This is a genomic window from Mycobacterium sp. IDUB_21, from assembly GCF_055419425.1.
The window spans coordinates 32,161-43,178 of the sequence record NZ_JBVAXQ010000013.1; the positions used below are offsets into that span (position 1 = coordinate 32,161).

General features: G+C 68.3%; 9 protein-coding genes. 6 read left to right on the top strand and 3 right to left on the bottom strand.

Annotated elements, in window-relative coordinates:
* Positions 1-211: 211 nt before the first annotated feature.
* On the top strand, positions 212-2,026 hold the full coding sequence (locus tag ACZYY4_RS18140; RefSeq protein ID WP_463811388.1) for a fatty acyl-AMP ligase: 1,815 nt from the start codon (positions 212-214) through the stop codon (positions 2,024-2,026).
* Between the two features lie 3 nt (positions 2,027-2,029).
* Here ACZYY4_RS18140 and ACZYY4_RS18145 read toward each other — a convergent pair whose 3' ends face one another.
* Both ACZYY4_RS18145 and ACZYY4_RS18150 read right to left on the bottom strand, forming a co-directional pair.
* Positions 2,030-3,901: a fatty acyl-AMP ligase gene (locus ACZYY4_RS18145; protein WP_463811389.1), complete on the bottom strand. Its 1,872-nt coding sequence runs from the start codon at positions 3,899-3,901 to the stop codon at positions 2,030-2,032.
* A gap of 70 nt (positions 3,902-3,971) precedes the next feature.
* Positions 3,972-5,168, bottom strand: a complete 1,197-nt coding sequence (locus ACZYY4_RS18150) for a cysteine desulfurase-like protein (protein ID WP_463811390.1) — start codon at positions 5,166-5,168, stop codon at positions 3,972-3,974.
* A gap of 128 nt (positions 5,169-5,296) precedes the next feature.
* Here ACZYY4_RS18150 and ACZYY4_RS18155 point away from each other — a divergent pair, with 128 nt between their 5' ends.
* From ACZYY4_RS18155 to wzm, 5 genes are read left to right on the top strand one after another with little or no spacing between them, the layout of a single operon-like run.
* Positions 5,297-7,231 (top strand): DUF6541 family protein, encoded by a 1,935-nt coding sequence (locus tag ACZYY4_RS18155; RefSeq protein ID WP_463811493.1) that lies wholly within the window; start codon positions 5,297-5,299, stop codon positions 7,229-7,231.
* Positions 7,207-7,800 (top strand): bacterial proteasome activator family protein, encoded by a 594-nt coding sequence (locus tag ACZYY4_RS18160; protein WP_463811391.1) that lies wholly within the window; start codon positions 7,207-7,209, stop codon positions 7,798-7,800. The genes ACZYY4_RS18155 and ACZYY4_RS18160 overlap by 25 nt, the downstream gene beginning before the upstream one ends.
* A 14-nt stretch (positions 7,801-7,814) precedes the next feature.
* Positions 7,815-8,624 (top strand): galactan export ABC transporter ATP-binding subunit Wzt/RfbE, encoded by an 810-nt coding sequence (gene wzt / locus ACZYY4_RS18165; protein ID WP_463811392.1) that lies wholly within the window; start codon positions 7,815-7,817, stop codon positions 8,622-8,624.
* Complete coding sequence (glfT1, locus tag ACZYY4_RS18170) at positions 8,621-9,526, top strand: galactofuranosyltransferase GlfT1 (protein WP_463811393.1); 906 nt, start codon at positions 8,621-8,623, stop codon at positions 9,524-9,526. The genes wzt and glfT1 overlap by 4 nt, the downstream gene beginning before the upstream one ends.
* Positions 9,523-10,353: a galactan export ABC transporter permease subunit Wzm/RfbD gene (gene wzm / locus ACZYY4_RS18175; protein WP_463811394.1), complete on the top strand. Its 831-nt coding sequence runs from the start codon at positions 9,523-9,525 to the stop codon at positions 10,351-10,353. The genes glfT1 and wzm overlap by 4 nt, the downstream gene beginning before the upstream one ends.
* Positions 10,354-10,361: 8 nt before the next feature.
* Here wzm and ACZYY4_RS18180 read toward each other — a convergent pair whose 3' ends face one another.
* Positions 10,362-10,934, bottom strand: a complete 573-nt coding sequence (locus ACZYY4_RS18180; RefSeq protein WP_463811395.1) for a hypothetical protein — start codon at positions 10,932-10,934, stop codon at positions 10,362-10,364.
* Positions 10,935-11,018: the final 84 nt, after the last annotated feature.

Consider the following 11,018-nt stretch of genomic DNA (forward strand, 5'->3'; position numbering starts at 1 on the left):
TTACATGAGTTTTTTACTTTGTCGACGCGTATCTTTTCTCATGCAAATCAGCGCTAAAGTGCCGTTGAACCTCACGTGATGCGATATATGTCCGCTGTAGCGGACACCCGTACTCTAGGCATCCCCATACGTCTGACATGTCAAAAACGTGATTCTTAGGTTTTGTTAATGCCGATTCGACGCTGTGCGAGCCGCTAGGGTGGGGGCCACGATGACCGCAACCAACCTGATGAACCTGCTACAGCAGCAGGCCGACCGTTACGGGGAAAAAGTCGCGTTCAGCTTCTCCCCGGACGGCGGCGCCGAACAGAGTCGGATCACCTACCGGGAGCTCGACGCGCGCGCACGCGTCGTCGCAGCCGACCTACAGCAGCGAGGTGCCGCCGGGCGGCGAGTGTTGCTGGCCTGCGAGCCCGGGCTGCACAACGCCGTGGGGTACTTCGGCTGCGTCTACGCCGGTGCCATCGCCGCACCCATGAACGAAACCCTGTCCAGGCTCAAGTTGATCGCCACCGATATCCAGGCCGACTTCGTGCTGGCCACCGAAGAGATGGCGTCCCGGGTCCGTGGCCCGATCGACGCGCTGACCACCGATCGTCCGCTGCAGTGGTGCACCCTCGATCAGGATCCTGCCCGGGACGCCACCGGGTGGGTCGCCCCGGACATCGACCCGGATGACACCGCGCTGATCCAATACACGTCCGGGTCGACCAAAGCGCCCAAGGGCGTCATGGTCAGCCACCGAAACCTGCTGCACAACATGGAAGTGGTCCGCAGGCGGTGGAACGGCGGCGACGCCGACGTCGCGGTGTGGTGGCTGCCACAGCACCACGACATGGGCCTGATCGGCGGCATCCTGGAGATGGTCTACGTCGGCTGCACCACCTACATGATGGCGCCCAATACGTTCATCAAGCGGCCGCTGCGCTGGCTGGAGATGTTGTCCCGGCACCGTGCCACTATCACCGGCGCACCGACCTTCGCCTACGACCTGTGCGTCAAGACCACCACTGAGGCTCAGCGTGCGGCGTTGGATCTGTCCAGCCTGACGCACGCCTGGATCGGGACCGAGCCGGTGCGCGCATCCACCCTGCAGAACTTCGCAGAAGCGTTCGCACCGGCCGGGTTTCGGCTGGGGGGATTCCAAGCGGCATTCGGCCTGGCGGAATCCGCGCTGTTGGTCACCGCGATGCAGAGCCCGGAGATCGCGGGGGCACGCTACGTCGACCGCACCGAGTTGGGCCGAAATCACGTGACCGACGTCCCGGCCGACCACCCCGACGCGATGGCGGTGGTGGGCTGCGGCCGGGAGTTGGACGACATGCGGGTGCTGATCGTCGACCCGGAGACCCGGATCGAGTGCGGCGCTGATCAGGTGGGCGAGATCTGGGCGTCCGGCCCCAGCATCGCCCAGGGCTACTGGGATCGGCCCGAGGAGACCGAGCGCACCTTCGGCGCGATGCTGGCCGACACCGACCAGGAATTCCGAGGGCCTTTCCTCCGCACCGGAGACCTCGGATTCCTGTGCGCCGGCGAGCTGTTCGTGACCGGGAGGTGGAACGACCTGGTCACCATCCGCGATACGAACTACTACCCCAACGACATCGAGGACACCGCCGGCGGCAGCGACCCAGCGCTGATGCCGAGCCGCGGCGCGGTGTTCACGGTCAAACCGAACCCGCGCGCCGACGAGCAGCTGGTGGTCGTCCAGGAGGTGAGCCGCGCGTCGATCGACACCGACCTCACCGGTGCTGTCGAGGCTATCCGCGCGGAAATTACTGCCAAACATGGCATTTCGGCGCACAGTGTGCTTCTGGTCGAGCCGATGCAGGTACCGACCACCACCAGCGGCAAGATTCAGCGCAGCGCGTGCCGGCAGCGCTTCCTCGACGGGAAGTTCACCCCGCTGGCCGAGTGGCATGCACCGGCCGCCGAACGCACCGGCACGCCCGGGAAGCTGGACCTGGGCATCCTGGGCAACGCCTTCAAGGCAGCGCTGGCACAGCGGCGGTCCCAGCGGAGCTGAATCTCAGGGCCGGCCCTGTGATTCCCGCCCCCGCTGGGCCAAACCGGACGCGACGAGCCGGGCCAATCCGGTCATCAGTGCGCCCTTGACCTCCGAGGGTTTGGTTTCCGGCTTGGGCTCCGCCCACTCCGCCAGCACCAGCAGTTCACCGGCGACGTACTGGTCGCGGCAGGCGCTGCGCTGAATCTTGCCGCTGGTGGTGGTCGGTATCCGCATCGGCTTGAGCAGCACGACGGCCTGGGCGTCGATCCCGTGGTGGGTGCGGATCGCCACCCGGATCGATTCGATCAGGTCGTTCGGATCGACCCCGGCGGCCTCGTGGTGGTGCAGCTCCTGGACGACCACCAGGTACTCGGGGGCGTTGCGCTGGGTCGGCAACTGGAACACCGCGCCGCGGCCGGGCATCAGCGCCGGGTGACAGGCCTGCACGGTCAGTTCGATGTCATTGGGGTAGTGGCTGTAGCCGCCGATCGTCATCAGGTCCTTGCACCGGCCGGTGACGTACAGCTCGCCGTCGGAGAAGAATCCCAGGTCGCCGCTGCGCAGGTAGGGGCCCTCCCCGGTGTCGGCCAGGTGCGCACGGAAGGCGTGCTCGGTCTCCTCGTGCCGGCCCCAGTAGCCCGCGCCGACGCTGGGTCCGGACACCCAGATCTCGCCCACCTCGTCGGGCTCGCGGCGTAACCGGGTCTCGGGATCGACGATCAGGACTTGCTGCGTCTCCGGCTGCACACCGCAGGCCACCAGGGGGACCGCCCCCGCGGTGTCGGCCGGCACCTCGAGGACCCGCTCCTCGCCGAGCGCCGTCCGGTCGATGTGCCGGATCAGCGGCACCGGGGCGTCGGACATCCCCGTCACACCCAGGGTCGCCTCGGCCAGCCCGTAGGCGGGCAGGAATGCCTCGGGGCGAAAACCGGCCGGCGCGAACGCCTCGGTGAAGGATCGCAGCGTCTCCGCGCTGATCGGTCCGGCACCGATCACGGCGATCGACAGGTTCGACAGATCCAGTGCGGCGCGCTCCTCCGCGGTGCTGCGTTTGATGCAGGCCTCGTAGGCGAAGGGGGGTGCGGCGGTGATCACCGCCCGGTAGCGCGATATCGCCTGCAGCCAGCGCATCGGGCGCATCAGGAAGGCGCTGGGCGACATCAGCACGGTGGTGCGACCGCCGTAGATGGTGCCGAGGATGCCGCCGACGAAGCCCATGTCGTGGTACTGCGGCAGCCAGGACACTCCGCTGACCGTGCTGGAGAACACCGGAGAGTCGTCCGGGGGGTTCAATGCCCAGCGCATGACCTCCAGGTTGTGCACGTAGTTGCGGTGCGTGAGCACGCAGCCCTTCGGCACCCCGGTGGAACCCGACGTGTACTGGATCATGGCGATGGTGTCTTCGTCGACGTCCTGCGGCACCCAGGTCGCTCCGTCGCCCTCGACCTCATCCATCGCCAGCCAGTTCACCGGCCCACCGGTCAGCGAGGCCACCGCGGCCTTCATTTTCGCCTGGGTCTTGGCGGTCGCCAGAGCGAAGCGCGCTTGCGCTTCGGGGACGACGGTCTCGACCCGCCGGATCGGCCAGTGTTCGTCGACCGGAACCGCGACGGCGCCGGCGTAGAAGCAGCCGAACAGCCCGGCGATGCTGTCCACTCCGGGGCGGCACAGCACCAGCACCCGCTCACCCGCGGCGCCCCGACGCTGCAGGCTTGATGCGATCGCGCGGGCCCGCTCGTCGAGTTCGCGGTAGCTGACCCGGCTCTGTTCCTCATCGCCTTCCGGGCAGAAGATGAACGCGGGCGTGTCCCGGAGACGTTCGGATTGCTGCCGCAGCAGGTCCACCAGGGTGTCCGGCGCCGTGGGCGTTAAGGATGTCGTCGGTTCTGCCATCTGCTGATCTGCCTTCGGAAGTGCTTCGATAATCGCCGACAGCCTAATGGCGATCGCAAGAACGGCGAGGCTATCCCAGAGAAGCCAGCGCGCGCACCAGCTGGTCGACCTCCGACGTCGTCGAGTAGTGGCTCAACCCGACGGTGACCGCTCCCCCGATGTCGTTGACCCCGATCACGTCCAGCACCTGCGACCCGGCGTTGGCGATCGCCAATACGCCGTTGTCGGCCAGCCGCTGCACCACCCGCTCGGCGGGCACGTTGCGCACCGCGAAACTGACCACCGGAATCCGCACTTCGGGCTGGCCGATCATCATCACCAACGGCAGCGACCGCAGTGAGCTGACCAGATAGTCGAACAGCCGGTCCAGATACTGCCCGGCCGACCGCATGGAGATCGACAGCCGTTCGGGCCTGCTGCCGCGGGCGGATTCGTCGAGCGAGGCCAGATATTCGACGCTGGCCACCAGCCCGGCCAGCAGGCCGAACTGGTGCAGGCCCACCTCCAGGCGTGCCGGGCCGACGGCGTGCGGGTTCAACGACACCGACCCGAAGGTGTCGATCAGCGCCGGGTCGCGGAAGACCAACGCACCCACCGGCGGGCCGCCCCAGCAGGCCGCGTTGAGGGCCACCACGTCGGCCTCGACGCCGTTGATGTCGATCAATTGGTAGGGCGCCGCCGCGCAATGGTCGACGACGGCCACCCCGCCCACGTCGTGGACCAGCTTGGTGACCGGCCGCAGGTCGGTGACGGTGCCCAGCACGCCCGACGCCGAGGTGAGCGCCACCAGCCGGGTCGACGGGGTGATCAGGTTCTCCCACTGCCAGCTCGGCAGCTCGCCGGTCTCGATGTCGACCTCGGCCCATTTGAGCTTGGCGCCGTAGCGGTTGGCGGCACGCACCCAGGGCGCGATGTTGGCCTCGTCGTCGAGCCGGGTGACCACGGTCTCGTAGCCCAGACTCACCCGCGACGACGCGGCATCGGCCAGTGCGCTCAATAACACCGCGCGATCGGGGCCCAGCACCACCCCGGCGGGATCGGCGCCCACCAGGTCGGCCACCGCCTGGCGCGCCGCGACCAGCACCGCGGCACTGCGCCGGGCCGCCGGGTGCGGACCCGTCGACGTGGCCAGCGACCCGCGGAACGCGGTCGACACCGTGGTGGCCACCGAGTCCGGGATCAACATGCCGGTGGGCGCATCGAAGTGCACCCACCCGTCACCGAGCGTTGGGTGCAGTCCGCGCACCCTGGCGACGTCGTAGGCCATGTCAGCCACCTTAGGACTTCTCAAGATCGGGTGATCGGTGAAGGTATCGGATAACCGGATAGCTCCCCCGCTGCGCTGAGCCGTGTCACCTTGTTAGACATACTAGTGCAGTGCTCCTGGGGTTCGGAATGGTTGCCGCGCTACTGCTGCTGGTCGTGCCGGGAGCGCTGATCGCCGCCGGTGCGCGGCTGACCTGGCCACTGGCGGTGACGGTCGGCCCGGTGCTGACCTACGGGGTGGTCGGCCTGGCCATCGTGCCGTTCGGCGCGCTCGGAATCCCGTGGAACGCAGGCACCGCACTGGCAGCGCTGGTGGTGATCGGCGCGCTGGTGGGCGGCCTGGCCAAGGGAGTGCGGGGGTTGCTGGACCGCCGCCCCAGCATCCACGTGGCCGCGCCGACCGCCGCCGTCGGACCGACGCTGACGGTGGCCGCCGGAGTGCTGCTGGGCATGCTGCTGATCGGCTGGGCGGCGGTGCGGGGCATCCCGGATTGGCAGAGTGTTCCCAGCACCTGGGACGCGGTCTGGCACGCGAACACCGTCCGCTTCATCCTGGACACCGGCCAGGCGTCGCCCACCCACATGGGTGAACTGCGCAACGTCGAAACCCACGCCCCGCTCTACTATCCGTCGGCGTTTCACGCGCTGACCGCGGTGCTGTGTCAGTTGACCGGCGCGGCGCCCACCACCGGCTACACCCTGGCCGGCGTGGCCGCCTCGGTGTGGCTGTTCCCGATCAGCGCCGCGCTGCTCACCTGGAATCTGCTGCAGCGCGTCACCACCACCGCGGTGACTGCGGTTTCAGCGGCCACTGCCGCCGCCCTCTCGGCATCCTTCACCGCACTGCCCTACGTCGAGTTCGGCACCGCCGCCATGCCCAACCTGGTGGCCTACGGGCTGGTGGTGCCGGCCTTCGCGCTGACCACCGCGGTGCGCACCATGCGGGACCGAATCGGCGTGGCGGTGCTGGCGCTGGCCGGGGTGTTCTCGGTGCATCTGACCGGGGGCGTGGTGACGGTGCTGCTGGTGGCCGCCTGGTGGCTGTGCCCCAAGGACGGGGCGCTGTGGAATCCGTTACGGGGCAAGCGGCGTGACACCCTGGCGCTGGCCGCCGTCCTGCTGCCGACCGGGCTGCTGCTGCTGCCGCAGCTGCTGAGCGTGCGCGAGCAGGCCGACATCATCGCGGGGCACTCGTTCCTCACTCATGAGGGCCGCAAGTCGGGCCTGCGCGACGCGCTGCTGCTGTACACGCGGCACCTCAACGACTTTCCGATTCAGTACGCGCTGGTCGGCCTGGCCGCCGTCGGCGCGGTGGTGCTGGCGGTCCGCAAGGTGTGGTGGCCGCTGGCGCTGTGGGCGGTGCTGGTGGTGGGGGTGGTGCAGTCCTCGGCTCCGCTCGGCGGCCCGGTCGGCGCCGTTCTCGGCCGCTTCACCGACCTGTTCTACAGCGATCCGCGCCGGATCATGGCGGCGATGACGCTGCTGCTGATCCCGATCGCGGGCGCCGGGCTGGCGGCGCTGGTCGAGTTGGTGGTCAAGCCGGTGGGCGGCCGTGCCCGTCCGGTGCTGACCGGGGCATTTCTGGCGGTGGCGACCGTCGGGCTGGCCTGGCACTACCTGCCGCGGCATGCGTTCTTGTTCGGCGACAAGTACGACTCGGTGATGGTCGACGCCCGTGACCTGGAGGCCTTCGCCCACCTGGCCGCGCTGCCCGGGGCCCGTGACTCCGTGATCGGCAACGCCAACGTCGACGGCAGCGCCTGGATGTATGCGGTCGCCGACCTGCATCCGCTGTGGACGCACTACGACTATCCCCAGCAGCAAGGCCCGGGGCCGCAGCGGTTCGTCTTCTGGGCCTACGCCGACGACGCCGACACCGATCCGCGGGTGGCGCAGGCCGTGCACGCCCTCAACATCCGCTACGTGCTGATCAGCAGCCCCACGGTGCGCGGGTTCTCCCTGCCCGACGGGCTAGTGTCTCTGGAGAAATCGCGGTCATGGGCCAAGATCTACGACAATGGCGGGGCGAGCATCTACCAATGGCAGGGAGGCGAGGGGCAGTGAGCACCGGCTATGGCAGCGAAGGCGTCGACGACGGCGAAGACGGCGTGGAGATCATCAGCGGCGCGGATCCGCGCCTGCTTTCGGCCGGTATCAACACCGACGCAGCCGACGACGACGAGCAGTCGCTCACCGACCTGATCGAACAGCCCGCCAAGGTGATGCGGATCGGCACCATGATCAAGCAGCTGCTCGAGGAGGTGCGCTCCGCGCCGCTGGACGAGGCCAGCCGGGTGCGGTTGCGCGAGGTGCACGCCGCCAGCATCCGCGAGCTCGAGGACGGCCTGGCCCCGGAGCTGCGCGAGGAGCTGGACCGGCTGACCCTGCCGCTGCGCGAGGACGCCATCCCGTCGGACGCCGAGCTGCGGATCGCCCAGGCCCAGCTGGTGGGCTGGCTGGAGGGGCTGTTCCACGGCATCCAGACCGCGCTGTTCGCCCAGCAGATGGCCGCCCGCGCGCAGTTGGAGCAGATGCGCCACGGCGCGCTGCCGCCCGGGGCAGGAGCCGGCCCCGGCGGACCCGGCAGCCACAGCCACAGCCCCGGCCACTCCGGCACCGGCCAGTACCTGTAGCACGGGATTTCTTGGTGCCCAGTCCGACTCCCCACATCGAGACCCAGAATGCCTGGGTCGAGTTCCCCATCTTCGACGCCAAATCGCGGTCGTTGAAGAAGGCGTTCCTCGGCAAGGCCGGCGGGGCGATCGGGCGCAACAACTCCAATGTGGTGGTCATCGAGGCGCTGCGCGACATCACCATGTCGCTGTCCCTCGGAGATCGGGTCGGGCTGGTCGGGCACAACGGCGCGGGTAAATCCACACTGCTGCGGCTACTTTCGGGTATCTACGAGCCCACCCGCGGGTCGGCGACGGTGGTCGGCCGGGTGGCGCCGGTGTTCGACCTCGGCGTGGGCATGGACCCGGAGATCTCCGGCTTCGAAAACATCATCATCCGCGGGCTGTTCCTGGGGCAGACCCGCAAGCAGATGGCCGCCAAGGTCGACGAGATCGCCGAATTCACCGAGCTCGGCGACTATCTGGCGATGCCGCTGCGCACCTACTCCACCGGCATGCGGGTGCGGCTGGCGATGGGCGTGGTCACCAGCATCGACCCGGAGATCCTGCTGCTCGACGAGGGCATCGGCGCGGTGGACGCCGAATTCTTGAAGAAGGCCCAGAACCGGCTGCAGAAGCTGGTGGAGCGGTCCGGAATCCTGGTGTTCGCCAGTCACTCCAACGAGTTTCTGGCCCGGTTGTGCAAGACCGCGATGTGGATCGACCACGGCACCATCAAGATGACCGGCGGCATCGAGGAAGTGGTCGGCGCCTACGAGGGTCCCGATGCCGCCCGCCACGTGCGCGAGGTGCTCGACGAGACCCAAGCCGGGGACAAGGCGTGACCGAAATCGTCCACGCCGTCGTCGTCACCCACCGGCGGGTCGAGCAGCTGGCCGAGTCGCTGGCGGCGCTGGTGACCCAGACCCGTGCACCGGACCACGTGATCGTCGTCGACAACGACAACGATCCCGCGGTGGCCGCCCTGGTGGCCGGCCAACCGGTACCGTGCACGTACCTCGGATCGCAGCGAAATCTCGGTGGCGCAGGCGGTTTCGCGTTGGGCATGCTGCACGCCCTGGCGGCCGGCGCGGATTGGGTGTGGCTGGCCGATGACGACGGCCGGCCGGCCGATTCGGGCGTGCTGGCCGCGCTGCTCGCGTGCGCGGCCAAGCACAGTCTGGCGGAGGTGTCGCCGATGGTGTGCAACATCGACGACCCGTCCCGGCTGGCGTTCCCACTGCGACGCGGCCTGGTGTGGCGGCGCGAGGTCAGCGAATTGCGCAGTGGCGGTGGCGATCTGCTGCCGGGGATCGCCTCGCTGTTCAACGGAGCACTGTTCACCGCCGATGCGCTGGATGCAGTGGGGGTGCCGGACCTGCGGTTGTTCATCCGCGGCGACGAGGTCGAGGTGCACCGCCGACTGGTGCGCTCCGGCCTGGCGTTCGGGACGTGCCTGACCGCGGCCTACCTGCACCCGTGCGGGTCAGCGGAGTTCAAGCCGATCCTGGCCGGCCGGATGCACACCCAGTACCCCGACGACGCGGCCAAACGCTATTTCACCTACCGCAACCGCGGTTACCTGATGGCCCAGCCGGGAATGCGCCGGCTGCTGATCCAGGAGTGGCTGCGGTTCGGCTGGTTCTTCCTGGTGTCGCGTCGCGATCCGGCCGGGTTGGCCGAGTGGGTCCGGCTGCGCCGGCTGGGACGCCGGGAGCAGTTCTCCAAACCCGAGGGGCAGCAATGAGCTTCACCGATATCGCCGCGCAGTCCAAGACTTTCGCACGGGCGCGGGCCGATCTGGTGGACGGGTTCGGTCGCCGTGAACTATGGCTGCACCTGGGCTGGCAGGACATCAAGCAGCGCTACCGGCGCAGCATTCTGGGCCCGTTCTGGATCACCATCGGCACCGCCACCACGGCTGTGGCGATGGGCGGCCTGTACTCCAAGCTTTTTCACCTCGACCTGGCGGTGCACCTGCCGTACGTGACGCTGGGGCTGATCGTGTGGAACCTGTTGAATGCCGCCATCCTTGAGGGCGCCGATGTGTTCGTCGCCAACGAGGGACTGATCAAACAGCTGCCGACGCCGCTGAGCGTGCACGTCTACCGGCTGGTGTGGCGGCAGATGATCCTGTTCGCCCACAACATCGTCATCTATGTCCCGATCGCCCTGATCTTCCCGAAACCCTGGTCGTGGGCGGATCTTTCGGTGGTTCCCGCGCTGGCGCTGATCGCGCTGAACTGCGTGTGGGTGTCGCTGTGCTTCGGAATTCTGGCCACCCGCTACCGCGACATCTCCCCGCTGCTGTTCTCGGTGGTGCAGCTGCTGTTCCTGATGACACCGATCATCTGGAACTACGACACGCTGCGCGCCCAGGGCGCGACCCGATGGATGACGGTGATCGAGTTCAACCCGCTGATGCACTACCTGGAGATCGTGCGCGCCCCGCTGCTGGGCGCGCACCAGCCGCTGCGGCACTGGGCGGTGGTACTGGTGCTGACCGTCCTCGGCTGGACGGTGGCCGCGCTGGTGCTGCGCCAGTACCGGGCCCGGGTGGCCTACTGGGTGTAGGCGCCAGTTCAGGCGATCAGGTCTTCCAGGCCGAGATCGGTGAGCGCGGTGTCGAATCCGTCCATGGTGAACACGTAGTCCCCTGCCCCGGGGTCACCGAACACCGCCGGGTCACCGAACGCCGCCGGGTCACCGAACACCGCCGCGTCACCGAAACCGCTCAGGTCGACGGCGTCACTGGGGGCTGCGTCGAGCAGGACGCCGGTGAACGGGTTGTGCGTCGCGTACCAGTCCTGGAGTCCGTCGAACAGGGTCGTCACGTGGTCGGTCACCGAGCCCAGGTCGTTGAAGATCTCCTGCAGACCTGACGCCCCTTCGGTGATCAGCACCAGGGGCGTTCCCACCACCAAGAGCAGCGGCATGATCACGAAGATTTCGCCGAGCGCCTCGAGCATGATCGCGAACGGGAACAGCGGGCTGAACGGGTCGTCCAGGAGCTGCACGATGAAAGATAAGCCGGTCAACTCACCGATGATGTCCATCAGGCTGGAGTCGCCGGTGAGTGCGGTCAGCTCGACCGGTGCGGAGACCGCCGCGACCGGGAGAGCGCCTGGATGCGCCCCGGCCGGAGTGGCGGTCACACCACCTACCGTCAACGCGACCACACCCGCAGTCGCAACGCTCGCGAGGGCCCGCGAGCATCCGTTCGACGTCGTCCACATAAG

Coding starts and splice junctions, on each gene's coding strand:
- ACZYY4_RS18140 (WP_463811388.1), top strand. CDS start 212: ATGACCGCAACCAACCTGATGAACCTGCTACAGCAGCAGGCCGACCGT.
- ACZYY4_RS18145 (WP_463811389.1), bottom strand. CDS start 3,901: ATGGCAGAACCGACGACATCCTTAACGCCCACGGCGCCGGACACCCTG.
- ACZYY4_RS18150 (WP_463811390.1), bottom strand. CDS start 5,168: ATGGCCTACGACGTCGCCAGGGTGCGCGGACTGCACCCAACGCTCGGT.
- ACZYY4_RS18155 (WP_463811493.1), top strand. CDS start 5,297: ATGGTTGCCGCGCTACTGCTGCTGGTCGTGCCGGGAGCGCTGATCGCC.
- ACZYY4_RS18160 (WP_463811391.1), top strand. CDS start 7,207: ATGGCAGGGAGGCGAGGGGCAGTGAGCACCGGCTATGGCAGCGAAGGC.
- wzm (WP_463811394.1), top strand. CDS start 9,523: ATGAGCTTCACCGATATCGCCGCGCAGTCCAAGACTTTCGCACGGGCG.